14 protein-coding genes are annotated in these 16,590 nt (G+C 44.1%); 8 read left to right on the top strand and 6 right to left on the bottom strand.

Annotated features, from left to right (window positions below; translation table 11 throughout):
- Positions 1–72: 72 nt before the first annotated feature.
- The 4 genes from V8Z93_RS10825 to V8Z93_RS10810 form a co-directional block, all read right to left on the bottom strand.
- Entirely contained in the window at positions 73–630 is a 558-nt protein-coding gene (locus tag V8Z93_RS10825) for a hypothetical protein (protein ID WP_153093163.1), read from the bottom strand.
- A 91-nt stretch (positions 631–721) separates the two neighbouring features.
- Positions 722–1,660, bottom strand: a complete 939-nt coding sequence (locus V8Z93_RS10820) for a DMT family transporter (RefSeq protein ID WP_217764831.1) — start codon at positions 1,658–1,660, stop codon at positions 722–724.
- A 48-nt stretch (positions 1,661–1,708) separates the two neighbouring features.
- The gene (locus V8Z93_RS10815; protein WP_117663641.1) at positions 1,709–2,530 is read right to left on the bottom strand and encodes a bifunctional hydroxymethylpyrimidine kinase/phosphomethylpyrimidine kinase; all 822 of its coding nucleotides are present in this window, start codon (positions 2,528–2,530) and stop codon (positions 1,709–1,711) included.
- A gap of 45 nt (positions 2,531–2,575) precedes the next feature.
- Positions 2,576–3,343, bottom strand: a complete 768-nt coding sequence (locus V8Z93_RS10810) for a radical SAM protein (protein ID WP_233904812.1) — start codon at positions 3,341–3,343, stop codon at positions 2,576–2,578.
- 302 nt (positions 3,344–3,645) lie between these two features.
- Here V8Z93_RS10810 and V8Z93_RS10805 point away from each other — a divergent pair, with 302 nt between their 5' ends.
- Genes V8Z93_RS10805 through V8Z93_RS10795 form a run of 3 tightly spaced genes read left to right on the top strand, consistent with a single transcriptional unit; the run spans position 3,646 to position 7,429 of the window.
- Positions 3,646–4,125, top strand: coding sequence for a sigma-70 family RNA polymerase sigma factor (locus V8Z93_RS10805; protein ID WP_439431508.1), 480 nt, complete (start codon positions 3,646–3,648; stop codon positions 4,123–4,125).
- Complete coding sequence (locus tag V8Z93_RS10800; RefSeq protein WP_439431507.1) at positions 4,122–4,829, top strand: DUF4974 domain-containing protein; 708 nt, start codon at positions 4,122–4,124, stop codon at positions 4,827–4,829. The genes V8Z93_RS10805 and V8Z93_RS10800 overlap by 4 nt, the downstream gene beginning before the upstream one ends.
- Positions 4,830–4,846: 17 nt before the next feature.
- Positions 4,847–7,429, top strand: a complete 2,583-nt coding sequence (locus tag V8Z93_RS10795; RefSeq protein WP_439431506.1) for a TonB-dependent receptor domain-containing protein — start codon at positions 4,847–4,849, stop codon at positions 7,427–7,429.
- Between the two features lie 100 nt (positions 7,430–7,529).
- Here V8Z93_RS10795 and V8Z93_RS10790 read toward each other — a convergent pair whose 3' ends face one another.
- Both V8Z93_RS10790 and V8Z93_RS10785 read right to left on the bottom strand, forming a co-directional pair.
- Positions 7,530–7,652, bottom strand: a complete 123-nt coding sequence (locus tag V8Z93_RS10790; RefSeq protein WP_439431505.1) for a HepT-like ribonuclease domain-containing protein — start codon at positions 7,650–7,652, stop codon at positions 7,530–7,532.
- An 11-nt stretch (positions 7,653–7,663) separates the two neighbouring features.
- Positions 7,664–7,960 (bottom strand): nucleotidyltransferase family protein, encoded by a 297-nt coding sequence (locus V8Z93_RS10785; RefSeq protein WP_117585943.1) that lies wholly within the window; start codon positions 7,958–7,960, stop codon positions 7,664–7,666.
- Positions 7,961–8,140: 180 nt separating this feature from the next.
- On the opposite strand from V8Z93_RS10785, the gene V8Z93_RS10780 reads away from it, so the two are divergent.
- The 5 genes from V8Z93_RS10780 (at position 8,141) to V8Z93_RS10760 (ending at position 16,487) form a co-directional block, all read left to right on the top strand.
- On the top strand, positions 8,141–10,717 hold the full coding sequence (locus V8Z93_RS10780; protein WP_439431504.1) for an outer membrane beta-barrel protein: 2,577 nt from the start codon (positions 8,141–8,143) through the stop codon (positions 10,715–10,717).
- Between the two features lie 20 nt (positions 10,718–10,737).
- Positions 10,738–12,300, top strand: coding sequence for a hypothetical protein (locus V8Z93_RS10775; protein ID WP_439431503.1), 1,563 nt, complete (start codon positions 10,738–10,740; stop codon positions 12,298–12,300).
- A 203-nt stretch (positions 12,301–12,503) separates the two neighbouring features.
- On the top strand, positions 12,504–12,992 hold the full coding sequence (locus tag V8Z93_RS10770) for an RNA polymerase sigma factor (RefSeq protein ID WP_228113455.1): 489 nt from the start codon (positions 12,504–12,506) through the stop codon (positions 12,990–12,992).
- A 161-nt stretch (positions 12,993–13,153) separates the two neighbouring features.
- A complete protein-coding gene (locus tag V8Z93_RS10765) occupies positions 13,154–13,915 on the top strand; it encodes a DUF4974 domain-containing protein (RefSeq protein ID WP_439431502.1) in 762 nt (253 codons plus the stop codon).
- Position 13,916: 1 nt separating this feature from the next.
- The gene (locus V8Z93_RS10760; RefSeq protein WP_439431501.1) at positions 13,917–16,487 is read left to right on the top strand and encodes an outer membrane beta-barrel family protein; all 2,571 of its coding nucleotides are present in this window, start codon (positions 13,917–13,919) and stop codon (positions 16,485–16,487) included.
- The last annotated feature ends 103 nt before the right edge of the window (positions 16,488–16,590 follow it).

The raw sequence follows: 16,590 nt of genomic DNA, 5'->3' as shown, positions 1-16,590 counted from the left end.
AGTGCTTTTATGTTCTTTGAAAGCTGTTTTTATACAATCCCAAGAGGCTTACGAGGATATCTTCAAAGCAGATTAATATGCCCCTAAAACCTTCCAGTCGTCTATGAGTTTGAACAGGCGGGGCATGGCTGGCTTGTAGCTGTCGGGATAGGTGAGGGAATAGACGAAGAGTATTCTGCCACTCTTGATGAATTTATCGTAATGACTGTAGCCATCTACTCTTACTCCGTTTTCATAGACAGGACCGGAGAGGATGAATGCTTTATTCGATGCCTGCATCGTCCGCTCCGAATGAAGCTTCTGGGCTAGAGAATCGGCACAAGCCTGGAGGGTGTTGCTATAGTTGGGGGTAACGTAACTCTCCAGGATGATGTTGGCATGATTGGTGAATGAGAAGCGGGCATAGCCCTGGTATCCCGATACCGAAGTATCCTCCTGCTGGAAGAAGCAAGGATATTTGACAACGTAGCCGAAGTCCGGATCATTGTATTCCTTCATAGGTGCCATCTCTACCTTGGTCTTGAAATCCGCCATCGGTGTATGCTGCTCTTTCGTAACCTCATGATGATAGTTGATGATGAAGTTTATCATCATCAGCAAGACAACTGCTATCAAAAAAATCTTCTTCATATCTTTGCCACTTTTATATTTTAGCAGCAAAGGTATGAAGAAGATGGGAAACTGCCAAATAACAAGTATGACATTTTAGTTTTTTAAATATTTATTTCTTCCCTTTATTGATGATATAAATTCCGGCAGTAGCCAATGCGCCTGCTATCAGATACTTCCAGTAGAAGGTTTCGCCAAGACAGAGGCAGGAGGTGATGGCTCCTACTACGGGGATGAGCGAATTGTATATCGCTACCTTTCCTACGGGATTGCAGCTCAATAATTTGTTGTAGAGAGCGAAACTGATGGTTGAGATGGCAATGAGCAGCAGCAGAATCGTGATGCCCCAGAGGCTGATGACTGGTAGATAGCCACCCATTAACAATGCAGGAATCACCAGCAAGGCTCCACCGATGCTCAGCGAATAACCGGTTCCTACGAAAACATCCACTCTCTTGCTCAAGCCTCGGGTCAGCAGGGAAGCACTGGCTCCACACAGGGCATTGAGGATAATCATACCATCGCCCAGGAATGTGAAACTTCCGCTTTCCTTTCCGCCAAGGTTCAAGGCAAGGATGCCCAGGAAGCCGATGATGCAGCCCAATGCCTTTCGCCACGTCATCCTGTCGCTCTTGAAGAAGATGCAGGCAAAGATAACCACCGTGAAGACGCTCATCGAATTGAGTATCGCCGAACGTGCTCCTGCATTATGCGAGAGTCCGAAATAGAAGAAGGCATAATGAAGGGTGGTGTTGAGGAGTGCATAGAGGAGAAGGAACCAGACATTCTCTTGAACAGCTTTCTTCTTGAATCCGAATTTACGATGCGAGCTTCTGGCGATGGCAAGGATGATGATGCCGGAGATGAAGAAGCGGATGCCGGCAAAAAGCATCTTGCTTCCGGTCATGTCTGCTGTAATCTGATATTCCTTCATTCCCATTTTTATCAATGGGTAAGCCCATCCCCACGAGATAGCAGCCGTAAGGGCGAACAGGCTTACCCATACCGGGCGCTGAAATATACTGAGTGTATTTGTTTCTTTCTTTTCCATTATAACTTAATTGATATTCCCTTGCTTCTGTGTTTGCTAAATGGCAATCTACAAGTCCCCCAGATGCCTTTCTATCGGAATTCCGCGGTTCTTGTCCTTGTCATCCTTGTTGATGTCTATCCAGTTGCGCAGGGTATCCATGGCGATGCGGGTGGCATGGCGAAGATGATCGCCATCCTTCAGTCTGCCCACGATGATGCTGGAGAAGATGTCGCCGGTGCCCGGGAACTGAACGGGGATTTCTTCGTAGGGCAGGAGGAAATACTCTTCTGTAAGATGATTGAAACCTACCACGGCATGCTGACCCTCTACGATGCACGAGGTGATGAGCACGGAGTGGGAACCGATGGCTCTCAGTTTATCTATCAGTTCATAGGCTTCCTTCTCCGAGATTCCCTCTTCCTTGTATTCCGAATCCGTCAGCAGGCACGCTTCGGTATAGTTGGGAAAACAGAGATGCGATACGCTCAGCATCTCCTTCATGCATCTCACGGTACTCTCACTGGCTCCACCATAGAGCTTGCCGTAATCGCCCATCACGGGATCCACATAGATGTCGGTGCCCAGTGCTGCCTGTTCCCTGCAATAGCGTGCCACCAGCTTAGCCTGACGCTCCGAAGCCATGAAACCCGTGGTGATGGCATCGAAGTGAATGCCCAGTTCGTTCCACTTCTGCAAGGCTTCCTCGATATACGAAGTGCATTCCAGAATGGCGTACTTGCCGTATGGGAAGGTGTTGCTGATGAGCATGGTGGGCAGATTAAACACGTCGAGTCCCATATAAGAGAGGATAGGCATCTGAACTGCGGCAGATACCTTTCCGTAGCCACACATATCACTGATAATAAGGATATTACTTTTCGCTTTCATTCTTTCTTTTTTCTACTAGCTTTTCTTTCTTATCCTGATTATCTCTTAATAGCTGGCTGTACACTTGATGCCCAGAGCCTCTACACGGTCCTTGATGGCATCGAGTACTTCCTTTGGAGCCTTTTCCAGCAACTTGTCTGGTGTTTCACGGGCGATGGTATAAACCATTACCTGCTGAGGCTGGATGTCTTTCACTGCCTCTAGCCAAGGAGCTACGAAATGCTCGCTGGTATTGTCCAAACCGTCACCTCTCAGGAACATGGTCTGGATGATGACGTGCCCATTGAACATCTTCAGATATTTGATCACATCCTTCACGTCGTAGTTAGGCTGCTGAGGGCGGTCCAGCTTCTTGATGTAATCCATATCCACGGTATCCAGTTTCAGGATGTTGTTATCCACGAGCATCAGCGCCTCTCTCACTTCCTCCTTATATATATAGGTGGCATTGCTGAGTACGGATACTTGTGCTTCAGGGAAATATTTCTTGCAGAGTTCCATCGTATCTTCCACGATTCCCTTAAAGTCAGGGTGTCCCGTAGGTTCACCGTTTCCTGCGAAGGTGATGTCGTCCAGAGGCTGGTTGTTGTCGTGGCGCTCTTTCAGAACCTTCTCCAATCCTTCTCTTACCTCCTCGCGGGTAGGGCGCTTCTTCTTAGGACGGAAGTCGGCGTTGAATCCGCATTCGCAATAAACGCAGTCGAATGAGCAGACCTTGCCATCAGATGGCATGAGGTTGATGCCCAGTGAAACTCCCAGACGGCGGGAGTTTACCGGACCGAATATCGGTGATGGATAAATAATCGTTGACATAATCTTATTCTCCTTTATCTAATCTATTCTTTATTTTATCTTGGTAATACCTATTTTATACCAATCTTATTTACTTGTTCCTAATTTGGTGGGCAAAAGTACTAAAAAATGTTGGAATGAACAAATAAATCAACAGAAAATCGATTTATCCTTACCATTTGTCTTCTATCTCCGATAGATTGTGTACTTTTGCATTCAAATCCGGGGAGAATCTTGGTGATTTCGATTCGGATTTAAAGAAAAAAACAAAAAAGTTGATGTTTTGCTTAGTTTTTCGCTTGGCTCAACTGTATAGATAGTATATGAACAGAAAAAAGGACATAGAACAGTTATTCCGTCAGCATTACGCGAAGATGTACAATCTGGCCAGATGCATTCTTTCGGATGATGACGAGAGCAAGGATGTGGTGAGCGAAGTTTTCGCCCAGATTCTTGCCGATGATGTGGTTCTGGTGCCTGGGGGTGAGGAAGGTTATCTGATGCGGAGCGTCCGCAACCGCTGTCTCAACCTGATAGCTCATAAGAGCGTGAAGGAAAGGGTGGCGAAGCTGCTGCTGGATGATGCTGACGTAATTCTCTCGGAAGAGACCGACGAGCGACTCGACCGGCTGATGCTTCTCATCGAAGATCTGGAACCGCCTATCCGGCAACTCATTTTCCGCCTGCGCTATCTTCAAGAGAAATCTTATCAGGAGGTGGCTGATGAAGTGGGAGTGAGCAAGGTGACGGTGTTCAACCATCTCTCGAAGGCGATGGACTGGATTAAGAAACAATTTAAATGAGCAAGACAATGACAAACATGAGTAAAGACGAAAAGCGGATGATGCTCTTTGACATGCAGGAGCATCCCGAGAAATATACCGACGAGCAGGTGGAGCACCTGCTTGCCGATGAGGAAGTGAAGGAGTTCTTCCATGAACTGGCGATGGCGAGAATGGCTGGCAAGAAAGCCAATCCGAAGGAGGTGGATGTGGATGAGGCTTGGAAGGAGTTTGTTCAGGCACATCTTGAGGATAAGATGGCGATGGATGCCGGCAGAGCCAAGGACGCTTATCGCAACCGGATGAAGATTGCTGCATCCATCGTCGGCATCATCTTCCTTTCGGGTGTAGCCTTGGCTGCGATTCACAATGGCTGGTTGGGGTTCCCGGCTTCTGATCAGACAGCGGATAACAAGGCTGCGACAGAACAGCTGGCAACAACCCAGGCCCTGACGAACGACAGTCTTCGTGCTGCAACAGCAGAGAACAAGGATTCGCTTGATATGAAACCCGTGGTGTTTGATGATGCTGAATTGGGAACCATCCTGGCTCAGTTATCCTGTTTCTATCATGTCAAGGTGGAGTATGTGGATGCCGGTGCCCAGCACATCCGTCTCTTCTTCAACTGGAACAAGACGAAGAGTTTGGAGCAGAACCTGGAGATTTTGAATGCTTTCGACCGTATACAGATAGAGTATATTGACGGTACATTGATGGTGAAATAAGATAGGAGGATATATTTATGAGAGATTTTTGGAAACCAATGCCCGTTAGCGGCAAGCTTATCAGAGAGTTTCTTCTTCTCTTCCTGTTGCTTTTGGTTCAGCAGTCTTATGCCCAGCGCATCACCCGACAATATAAGAATGTGTCGTTCTCTGCGGCGTTGAAGGATTTGAACGCCCGCCAGCATAAGTACACCATCAACTTCGTGTATGATGAACTGGAGGATTTCAGGGTAACCAAGAGCATCAGAAACCAGAGCGTTCCCGATGCCATCATGCAGCTGATAGGATTCTATCCCATCAGGATGACGCAGGTGGAGGATAATATCATGGTGGAGTGTACGCAGAAGACAACCCTTCGTTATAAGGGACGTATTATAGATGAGAGTGGCAATGCTGCCGAATATGCAAATATAACCTTGTTGTCGCCCATAGATTCTACAATCGTAGGACATGGTGTGAGCAATGAGAATGGAAGTTTTGTCATTCCTTGTAATTCCCGGAAAGTCTTAGCCCGTATCACATACGTTGGTTATAAGACAATCAACCGTATATACAGCAATCCGGAAATGGGAATCATCAAATTGCAGCCTGAAACGATGATTATCAGGGGAGTTGTAGTGAAGGGTGAAAGACCTCAGTATAAAATGTCGCCTGGAGGAGTGGAGGTTGCCGTAGAGCATACCTTGCTTTCTAAGATGGCAAACACTTTTGATGTCCTGAATCTGTTGCCCCGTGTCTCTGTTGATGGACAAAAGATATCCGTGTTTGGTAAAGGCACACCGATTGTTTATATCAACAACAAGCGTGTGAATGACAATAATGAGATTGTAAATATCACTCCCGACAACATCAAGTCGATTTCCGTGATTACAAGTCCTGGAGCTGAATATGATGCCGAGGTGGAATCGGTAATTCGTATCCGTACCAAAGAGCGCCATGCCAATGGGTTCAGCTTACGCGCGGATGCTTTTGGTAAATACAACAAATGGATGTCGGATTACGAGCTTATCAGCACCCGGTATCAGACCAAGAAATTTGAGATAGCCAATAGCTTATGGACGCAGGGCTATCATATTGGCGAGGATAATCACCTGAACACAGATATCAATTTGCCCGATAAGCATTATCACAACGACCAGCATTTTAATTCGGATACCAAACACCGCTTCTTGTCGGAATATCTCTCGGCCGACTATTCACTCAACGACAGCAATTCTATTGGTGGCTCTTATCGCTACTATGGCATGTTGAATGGCAGGACGAATAGTGCAAGCCAACAGGATGTGTTTCTGAACGGTGTGGCACAGGGAAGCATTGGGCAGAATGAGGTTGCAAAGCCTCACCTTGGTTCACATGAGGCAGAAATCTATTATGTGGGAAAGATAGGACAGGTAGGCATCGATTTCAACGCCACATACTATACGGTCAATAACAGACGTAGTGACGAGAGTATTGAAAGCAGCAAGGAGTTGGGTAATCAGGAGGTACACTCAAGCAATCGTCAGAATAGCGATATGTGGGCAGGCAAGTTGGTTGTGAATATTCCTTTGTGGAAAGGAAATATGTCTGTAGGAACAGAGCTGTCGAAGACCGACTCTCATGGAACGTTCCTGAACGAAGAGCAGTTGGTGCCATCTACAGAGACGGATATCCATGAAAGAAATGTTGCTGGCTTTGTGCAATATGGACTGTCCCTCAGCAAGTGGAACATTGGTCTTGGTATGCGTTACGAGAATATCATTCGCGACTATTTCTCTGGTGGAATCAAGCAGGATGATGTAAGTAGAAGATACAGCAACTTCTTTCCTAACCTCAGCATTTCATGGAACAAAGGTAACTGGAATTGGCAGTTGAATGTCAACGAGAAAATAAGTCGTCCAAGTTATCGACAGTTAGGCAACTTCATGCAGTTTGATAACCGTTTCCTTTATGAAGGCGGAAATCCTACCTTGCAACCGGAGAAGGTGTTCAATGTTGAGGCAATGATGACATATAAGTGGCTGAATGTTTCCGCAGGTTATAAATACCTGAAGGATGTGATAGAGTGGACCAAGTATATCTATCCTGGAAAGGAATTTGCTTATAGTACGTCGTTGAATTTCGACCATAAGCAGCTGCTTTATGCTTCTGTCAATGTTTCGCCAAAGCTTGGCTTCTTCCGTCCTACGTGGGGATTCAATTATAACCAGCAGTTTTTCGATACCAGGAAGTATGGTGCCGGCAAGGCATTAAGCAAACCTTTGCTGTCGTGCTCGCTCGACAATAATTTAGCTCTTTCAGAAACCATGAATGCGGCAATCAGTCTGAATGCTGAAACATCCAATGCTGATGGATTTCTTATGATGAAGAGTTTTTACAGCGTCGATCTGCGGTTTGACAAGTCGTTTGCCAATCGCACATGGATCATTTATCTTTCTGCAAATGATATCTTCAAGACGGCAAAGGAGCGTTGGACGATGTATGGACTAGGGTCGGGCACTATAAAAGACTGCTACAACTATACTCGTAGCATCTCCTTGCAGGTTACGTATAATTTCAATGCCAAGCGCAGTAAGTATAAGGGTACGGGTGCTGGTAATGAAGAAAAGAGCCGCTTGTAGTTTTTGTTAGAAAGAAACTCTCTTAAAACAATGAATATATGACAATCGGTCAAGCGAAGGCAAAACCATATTGGCTTGCTCTTTGCTTGACCGATGTTTTTTACTTCTCTTTTGTTAGATACTCCTTTATTTGTTGCTCTAATACCGGAAGGTCGTTTGTAATCACATCCCAAACAACGTTGTTATCAACTTGAAAATATTCATGAACGATATAGTTCCTCATGCCGTTTATCTCTACTTCGTTCTCTCATAAACTAAGATTTTATCACGTTCTACTGATTCCTGTGCAAAAGGGAGTAAGGTTCCTTCTGATACCAAATCAACTTTTCTACCTAAGAGTTCTTCCAAATCACTCCACATGCCGAAGAATTTTAAACCAATAGGTTTGCTCTTGTCCAAAGAAACCATAATATCGACATCGCTATCCTTCGTTTCTTCCCCTCTGGAGAAAGAACCGAACAGCCAGGCTTTCAGTACGGGTTGGGTGCTGAAATAATGGCGTAAAGCTTCTATGATGGCTCGTTTACCCATAATATAATGATGTCGTTTCTTGGTGCAAAGATACACTTTTTATTCGAAAGAGCAAGCTTTTTTCTAGTTTTTTATTACCTTTGCATAGGTTTTTCGAAAATAATCTATGTTTTGCTTAGTTTTTCGCTTGGCTCAACTGTATAGATAATAAGTAACAGAAAAAAAGAAAGACTGATGTATATGAAAAAATGGATTATGATTTGTGCTTGTGTGGCTGTTTTTCAAACCGCATTAGCCCAACGCATCACCCGACAATATAATAATGTGTCGTTCTCTGCAGCGTTGAAGGATTTGAACGCCCGCCAGCATAAGTACACCATCAACTTCGTGTATGATGAACTGGAGGATTTCAGGGTAACCAAGAGCATCAGAAACCAGAGTGTTCCCGATGCCATCATGCAGCTGATAGGATTCTATCCCATCAGGATGACGCAGGTGGAGGATAATATCATGGTGGAGTGTACGCAGAAGACTCCCACCAAGATGATAGGCCGTATCATCGACAATAAGAATCGCCCTGTAGATTTCGCCAATGTGGCCCTGCTGAATGTTAGGGACTCTTCATTGATAAATGGTGGTGTGACGAATGAGAACGGCCAGTTCGTGATTCCCTGTGAGGCGAGAAAGGCGATCGTAAGAGTAAGTTGCGTGGGCTATATTACGGCAAGCAATACCTTTAATATAGGTAAGATAGGGACAATAACTCTGAAGGAGGCAACAATGAACCTGCAGAAAATTGTAGTGAAAGGACATCGACAGCCTTTCAGAATGACTTCTGAAGGATTGGTGGCTCAGGTAGAAGGAACCTCCTTGGAGAAAATGGGCTCGGCAGAAGATGTATTGAAACATCTTCCGAGAGTGATGCAGAAGAATGGTGATATAGAAGTCTTGGGAAAAGGTAAACCTTTGATTTATATCGATAACAAGAAAATCAAGGGAACCGTTGATCTCGACAGATTGAGTTCTTCTGACATCAAACATGTAGAGGTGATAACCGAGCCGGGTGCTGAATACGATGCAACCTATCAGTCTGTCATCAGAATCAAGACGACAAGAAAGAAGGGAGAAGGACTGGGATTGACTTATCGGCAAGTCTATCAGCGCAATCATCAGGACAATCATCGTGAAGTACTCGATTTGAATTATCGTTATCGGGGATTGGATATCTTCTCCAATTTGTATGGCGGTTTGTCTCAGGGCTATCAGAATCAGCATAATGATAACAGACTCTACGGCAAGACGCTCATGAATATCAACGAAGACTTGATTATCAAAAACAAGAGTTACTATACCAGTGGAAGTCTTGGTTTTAATTATGTTTTTAATGATAGGCATTCCGTGGGTGCCACTTACGAGGTGAACATCAATCCTTATAGTCGGGGTGGATGGAATTCGCTGATGGATGTCTGGAAGAATGGCTCCAAGACAGAAAGCTATACAAATGATATGTATTGCCGTTTCAAAAGCCGACCTACGCAAGATATTACGGCTTATTATGCCGGACAGATAGGAAAGGTGAGCATAGAATGGAATGGGGAAATATATCTTCGTAAAACAGGACAGACTCAATATTCTGAAGAAACAGGAATGGAGGGCGGAGATTCTCGTACGATAGAATCTGATTTCACGGCTGATAGTTGGATGTATGCATCTAAGCTGGTACTGAGCTTTCCGGTATGGAAAGGTACTCTGAAGGTTGGTAATGAGTTTACCGAAAGTTGCCGTGCCAATCTTTATACTATAGATGAACAGGGAACTGACTTGCCAGGCAAGACGGACGACCAGGTGAAGGAAAGTAATCTTGCAGCCTTTGTTTCTTATGGATTGAGACTAAACAAGGTAGAACTGAATGCTGGCCTCAGATACGAACATGTTTCTTCCAATTACTATAATACTGGTGGTGATTATTGGAGCGAGGAAAATAAGGATTATTTCGTGCCTAATCAGAGTCGTAAGTACGACCATTTCTTTCCGAATGTGTCCTTGACCTTTCCTATCGGGAATATGAAAATGAATATGGTCTATAAGGTGACGGTAAGTCGTCCTTCCTATAGTCAGTTAAGTAGTAACGTGCAATATAATAGTCGCTATTATTATCAGGGTGGAAATCCATTGCTCAAGTCAACCTTCGAACATGGCATAGGGATTAATCTGGGATATAAATGGTTCCAGTTTTTTGCCAACTGGCGTTATCTTGTAGATCCTTGCTATCAGGTGATAGAACCGTATCATGACAAAGAGTTAATCAGTATGTACACCTTTCGTAATTTGAATCATACTCAGGTTTGTTACGTGGGACTGACGGCATCGCCGACGATAGGATGGTGGCATCCTACGTTGGACGCTGGTATGAGAAAGCAGTTCCTGACGATTGGTGGTAAGGCGTACAGCAAACCGATATTCATAGGCTCTTTCAATAATGCGTTTTCGTTACCATGCGGTTGGACGCTTAATCTTGATATGAGTTGGAACACGCAGGGCCATTCTTCGCTTCCGCTTTATATGGCACAAGGAGGAGTGGACGTCTCTTTGCGTAGAAGTTTTCTTCACGACCGCCTGAATGTCATTTTGGCGGGCAATGACCTCTTTGCGACGATGCGCAATTCCACAAGATTGGTATATGGTACCAGCGATATCTATACCAGAAAATATACCGATACCCGAATGATTATGTGTTCATTCAGCTATAAGTTTAATGTTAGTAGAAGCAAGTATAAGGGTACGGGTGCCGGTAATACAGAAAAGAACAGATTGTAAAATAAAAAAACAGAAAGTATATGAAGCGTTGTTTATGGATGATATTCATGGTGGTTGGCATCTGGATGCTAACTGGCTGTAGTAGTGATGATGATAAGTTGGACAGCCTTCCTTGGAATGACAAGGAACTGTTCAACCAGTCATTTGTTTTAAATCAGGACGGGTATTGCATCTTAGATGGAAAGGCTCCTGTCTGTGATATAGATAGGAATGTTCTGAATTCTTGGCTTGTAAGTTATGGCTGGCAACCTGTCGGCATCTATCAGGTGAAGGAAAACGGTAAACTTGCGAAAACTGATTATCGTGAAGGCATCAAGGATTATAGTCCGAAGGTCTATGAATTCTTATCTGAGAATCAGTTGATGACTTATTATCGTGATGAGGATACACGTACATTCTGTTTCAAGAAGCAGGATTGGTCGTATGATGATGCGACGGGCATTGTCATCAAAACGAATAAGGCAGGTAAGGTTGATGATTATATGCAAATTCTGGATGTGAAGTTTCATGAAGATGAAGCTTACCTGTATGTGATGGAGAAGATTGGTTCGGTGACAGTAGCTGACAATCAGGAAAAAGCTGTTTATGGCTTGGTGGTATATCAGCGTTTATCTTTATTAGAACTGATTAATGTGCAGAATACTTATACTATTGATAAGAGTGATGAAGAAGACAAGCCAAATGAAACTGAAAAAGTACCGGATGATTGCCGTTATTATATTCGGTGTGTATATGCCAATTCTAAGGATGCCCATGGAATGGGTGATGGACATAGTAAATTTCAGTCATTCAGACTATTGAGTTTTGATTTGACCGATTATCAGAACAATAACTCATCAGCTAACCCTTATTATCATTATTATGATTCCATTGTATGGTCTTGTAAGGGAATGCCAGATAGGGAAGTGAGTCTCAGAAATGATTACAATTGGAGTGTTGTGTCAATTAACCTTACCACTTATCTTTTTCAGATCAACCGTAATACTTCTATGACGGAGGAAGATAGAACCTTGATTGTTGCTGATGGCTATAAGGGTGGACGTGTAGTTTATTCTTCCGGCATCTATCTCAATATCTATAATACTGGTTTCATGGGTTACGATTTCGGCTCTTCTGATTTGCTGAATCCATCTAATGAAGACTATGATTTGTATTGCATCTTCGACCGGAGCAAGCGGTTCCGGATAGTCTCTCCTCGTTATTCTCCTGATTTTCCAGAAAAGCCATATTCTGAGTTGAAATACATTGTATCAGGGGTGCTGTTGGATTCTGAGGATCCGGAAAGCATGAAGAAGCATGAGGCTGTGTTGTCTGAGCAAAAGAGGATGCTGGTTGATCTGATGGATATGTATTATGGTCAGTATGGCAAGGGTGTTGTGGTAGATGATTCGAACAGAGAGAAGTACCGCAATCGTTTCAAGGCTTTGCCATCCGATGCAGACCTTGTGATGTATTGGAAGGGCTATACGCCTGTGCAATGGAACTCTGATTATGAGGGTTGTTTAGTTGCTTTAATCTTGAAAAAGAATAAGGAAAATCCCTTGAAGAGTTACTATTGTATCCATGCAGAGCCGATTAAATAGATTTCTCTCTCAATACAACAATGAATATATGACAATCGGTCAAGCGAAGGCAGAACAATTTTGGTTTGCTCTTTGCTTGACCGATTTTTTTTATTACCTTTGCATCGGTTTTTCAAAAGAAAGTAGAAGATTTCTTCATTTTAGGGGTAATTGATTTCCGGAAAGCTTGTATATAAGAGTAGAAACAAGAAGAAAATGACGTGATGACAGAAGAAAATGAACAGCGGATGGAACGGCTGTTCCACGACCATTACGAGCAGATGTATCGCTTCGCCTTTGCCTTGCTCCATGATAATGAGGAGGCGAGGGATGTGGTGAGCGACGTGTTCTCCAGATTGTGGGATAAACAGCTGGTTCCAGACCGGGCTTACCTGATGCGGAGCGTGAAGAATGCCTGCATCAATCTTATAGCCAGAAAGAAGAGAGATGAACGACTGAAACGGCTTCTCCCTCTCTCGGAAGAGAAATTGACGGAGGAAGAACCTTCTCGTCTGGAAGAGCGATGGCAGGCTGCCGTGGATTGCATCGACCACGACCTGACCGACCAGACTGCTTCCGTCATCCGATTGTGCTATCGGGAAGGAATGTCGTATAAGGATACGGCGGAGGAACTGGGCATCAGCGTCTCGGCAGTGAACAAGCATATCGTAAAAGGTTTGCGAACGCTCAGAGAAAAATTGAAAGGAAAATAATCCGCCAGGCGTTCAGACAAGATAGTCTTTGCCGTAAGAAAGTCCTCCGCCAGGCGTTCCGACGGATTTGCAATCCGTCGTTAAAAAAGGTTCGACCTCTTTATTTTGCGGATTTGCAATCCGCTTATACAATAACCCTAAAATGAAGAAAGGAAAAGAAAATGAAACATGAATTATCTGACATAGATCCTCAGAAGATGGATTCTCAGAAATGGGATATGCTTCTCGATCTCCTGGAGCATCCCGAAAAGTATTCCGAAACCCAAAAGGATGAACTTCTGGGCGATGAGGAAGTGAACGAACTCTATCAGCAGTTGGTAGAGACCCGACAGTCTCTGGATTTCGCCAAGTCGAAGGAAAAGATGAAAATGCCTTCGATTGATGCAGAATGGGAGAAGCTGAAATATGAGATGAAGCTGAAAGAAAAGCAGCAGAAAGATGAGACGAAGCAGAATGCAGAAACCCAGCAAACTGCCAAGCAGCTTCCTCTCTGGAGCCCGATGAGAAAGGTAGCTGCCGTTGCTGCCGTCCTTGTCGTCTCCGGCATCACCTTTGCAGCCATTCATCTGGTAACCCGTTCTCATCAGCCATCTGATAAGAACAATACCGAACTCGTGGCATCCCATAAGGATTCTATCCAGCAGGTTTCTGCTCCTCAGAAATCCAACATAGAAGAAAAGACAGATTCTGCAAGTCTTGCCCAGCTCCCATTGGTTTACGAAAACGCTGAACTTCAGAATATCCTGACTCCTATTGCCGAGCATTTCCATCTCCAGGTAACTTATCAGAACGAGTCAGCTCGCCATATCCGTCTCTTCCTGCAACTGGAGAAGAACATGAATCTGGATGATATCATCGAACTGATGAATCATTTCGAGAAAGTGAATATTCGTCATGAAGGTCAAACTTTAATCGTGGAATAAGATGAAAAGATTAAGATATATCATGCTGCTGGCAGGTTTGATGAGCCTTTCTCTTCAGACCATCTATGCCCAACGCATCACCCGCAGCTTCCGTAAGACTTCTATGTCAGAAGCACTCACCATCCTTGCCAAGAGCACCAAGGATTATCGTATCAACTTTATGTATGATGAACTGGAGGATTTCACGGTTACCACGAGTATCGTGAAGCGAACTGCTCCGGATGCCATCCGCCAGATTATGGGTTTCTATCCGATGAAGATGACGATAGATGGCGAAAACATCTTCGTGGAGTGTACGCAGAAGACTCCCACCAAGATGATAGGCCGCATTGTGGATATGCATCATCGCCCTGTAGATTTCGCCAATGTTGCCCTACTGAATGTTCGTGACTCTTCATTGATTAATGGTGGCGTGACGAATGAGAACGGCCAGTTTGTGATTCCCTGCGGAGCCAGAAAGGCGATAGTAAGAGTTAGTTGCGTGGGCTATCATACCGCTGTTGATACTTATAATATTGGTAAGATAGGTTCAATTACTCTGAAGGAGGCAACGATGAACCTGCAGAAGGTGATTGTGAAGGCGGTTCGCCCAAAGACAAAACTGACTCGCGAGGGATTCCAGACCCAGGTGCAGGGTACGATACTGAGTGATGCAGGTATGGTTGCCGACTTGTTGAAGCAGGTTCCAAGAGTGCGTGTAGATAAAGATGGAAACTGTTCGGTGTTCGGAAAAGGCACACCGGAGATTTATGTCAATGGCAGAAAGCTGACCGACAAAAATGAATTGCAAACCATATCTTCCAAGGATGTGAAGAACGTGACGGTTATCACGACTCCTGGTGCGCAGTATGATGCCCAGGTCAATTCGGTGATTCGTATTACTACGGTCAAGAAGCAAGGTTATGGATGGAGTGGTAATTTCCAGGCAAAATATGGTTTTGCCATGAAGAATGCCTGGCAAGAGCAGGCTAATCTCAATTACCGTGTGGGTGGATTGGATGTATTCGGTGGATTGATGTGGTCAGATTCGTATTTCTATGATAAGTTGGGATTGGATGAATATATCAATGGAAATCAGCATCAGATATATCAAAAATCAGTAGGGCGCATTGATTCTAGAGATTATGGACCTGATGCCAATCTGGGTTTCAATTATGAATTCAACGCAAATCATACCATTGGTCTGAAGTATAAGTTTGGTTCTGGCTATACCAAGTATTTTACTGATCAGAATAATTATTCTATCTTTCAGGATGGAGTTCACCAGGGAGATGTAAATTATCTCAACGATGAGTCTGATTCCAAGCAGACGCCTATTCATCAGGCAGACTTTTATTATGATGGTAAGATAGGCAAGTGGAGTATAGATTTGAATGCATCTGCTATGTGGCGGACGAAAGACCAGATACAGAAAGCCACAGAAACCAGTTCTGAGTTGGGCGACCAGATTGTATGTTCAGATAGTCATACCAAAGGAAAGTTGCTTGCCGGTAAATTGGTTGTTTCTTATCCTTTGACCGACCAGTTGAACATAGACTTTGGTTCGGAATACACAAATTCTGATAGTCATACCAACAACCAGAACGAGGGTGGTGTGGCAGCATCCAATGATTCCAGAATCAAGGAACAGAACATTGCCACCTTTGCTGAGGCTGCATGGTCGTTGGGAGATTATTCTCTGAATGCCGGTGTGAGATATGAGCATGTAAAATCAGACTATTATGCCGAGGGAGTGCTCAATCCGGATATGAGCAGAAAGTATGATAATGTATTTCCTAATGTATCCTTGGGATATGACAAGGGCAAGTGGCATTCTTCGTTGAGTTTCACGGCAAAGACCTATCGACCAAGTTACTTCCGTCTTTCCGGTTATACCCGATATACGAGTCGTCATTCCTATGAAAGCGGTAATCCTAACTTGCGACCAACGGATGCCTATCATCTGGAATGGGATGCGCAATATTCCTGGTTGAGTTTCTCTGCTGAATATATTTATAACAAGAATGCCTCGGTATATATGATGAAGCCATTCCAGGGCAATAAGGATATAGCCCTGTCATATTACGAGAATGTAGATAAGATTCAGAACCTGAAATTCTATCTTGAGGCTACTCCGGTGATAGGCTTATGGCATCTTGACTATACGGTAGGTCTGCTCAATCAGTTCTTTGATGCCAGCAAATACGTCAGCGACTATAATGCCAACCGTCCTTCTCTCTATCTGGATTTGGAGAATACCTGGGTATTGCCACATCATTGGAAGGCTCGATTGGAATACGCTTACCAGTCGCGTAATTATAGCGAATTGGGTGTCAACTATGCATGGAATTCCCTGGATGCGTCTATTTCCAAGTCGTTCCTGAATAACCGACTGGTTGTGAGACTGGAAGCAGAGGATTTGCTTCATGGACAGAACGAGAGTTGGCAATATCATAATTCGTATGCGCACTTCACCAGAACCGGTATAGATAATACCCGCATGTTCTTGGTCAATGTAACTTATAACTTCAATGCCACTAAGAGCAAGTATAAGGGTACGGGTGCCGGTAATGCAGAAAAGAGCAGATTATAGCTCATTTTTAAAATACGGACAAATTGAATTTGTCCGGACAAATTGTCCGGTTGGTTCTAAGTAGTTGATATTTAGAATATTATAAGCCGACGGACAAAGAGGC

Source organism: Segatella copri (assembly GCF_051861805.1).
GTDB lineage: Bacteria > Bacteroidota > Bacteroidia > Bacteroidales > Bacteroidaceae > Prevotella > Prevotella copri_M.
Note: the sequence above shows the minus strand (reverse complement) of the source record. Positions and strands in the feature narration are given on the sequence as shown.

Bases quoted from the DNA above. Each gene is read 5' to 3' on its own strand.
- V8Z93_RS10825 (WP_153093163.1), bottom strand. From the start codon at position 630: ATGAAGAAGATTTTTTTGATAGCAGTTGTCTTGCTGATGATGATAAAC.
- V8Z93_RS10820 (WP_217764831.1), bottom strand. From the start codon at position 1,660: ATGGAAAAGAAAGAAACAAATACACTCAGTATATTTCAGCGCCCGGTA.
- V8Z93_RS10815 (WP_117663641.1), bottom strand. From the start codon at position 2,530: ATGAAAGCGAAAAGTAATATCCTTATTATCAGTGATATGTGTGGCTAC.
- V8Z93_RS10810 (WP_233904812.1), bottom strand. From the start codon at position 3,343: ATGTCAACGATTATTTATCCATCACCGATATTCGGTCCGGTAAACTCC.
- V8Z93_RS10805 (WP_439431508.1), top strand. From the start codon at position 3,646: ATGAACAGAAAAAAGGACATAGAACAGTTATTCCGTCAGCATTACGCG.
- V8Z93_RS10800 (WP_439431507.1), top strand. From the start codon at position 4,122: ATGAGCAAGACAATGACAAACATGAGTAAAGACGAAAAGCGGATGATG.
- V8Z93_RS10795 (WP_439431506.1), top strand. From the start codon at position 4,847: ATGAGAGATTTTTGGAAACCAATGCCCGTTAGCGGCAAGCTTATCAGA.
- V8Z93_RS10790 (WP_439431505.1), bottom strand. From the start codon at position 7,652: ATGAGGAACTATATCGTTCATGAATATTTTCAAGTTGATAACAACGTT.
- V8Z93_RS10785 (WP_117585943.1), bottom strand. From the start codon at position 7,960: ATGGGTAAACGAGCCATCATAGAAGCTTTACGCCATTATTTCAGCACC.
- V8Z93_RS10780 (WP_439431504.1), top strand. From the start codon at position 8,141: ATGAAAAAATGGATTATGATTTGTGCTTGTGTGGCTGTTTTTCAAACC.
- V8Z93_RS10775 (WP_439431503.1), top strand. From the start codon at position 10,738: ATGAAGCGTTGTTTATGGATGATATTCATGGTGGTTGGCATCTGGATG.
- V8Z93_RS10770 (WP_228113455.1), top strand. From the start codon at position 12,504: ATGACAGAAGAAAATGAACAGCGGATGGAACGGCTGTTCCACGACCAT.
- V8Z93_RS10765 (WP_439431502.1), top strand. From the start codon at position 13,154: ATGAAACATGAATTATCTGACATAGATCCTCAGAAGATGGATTCTCAG.
- V8Z93_RS10760 (WP_439431501.1), top strand. From the start codon at position 13,917: ATGAAAAGATTAAGATATATCATGCTGCTGGCAGGTTTGATGAGCCTT.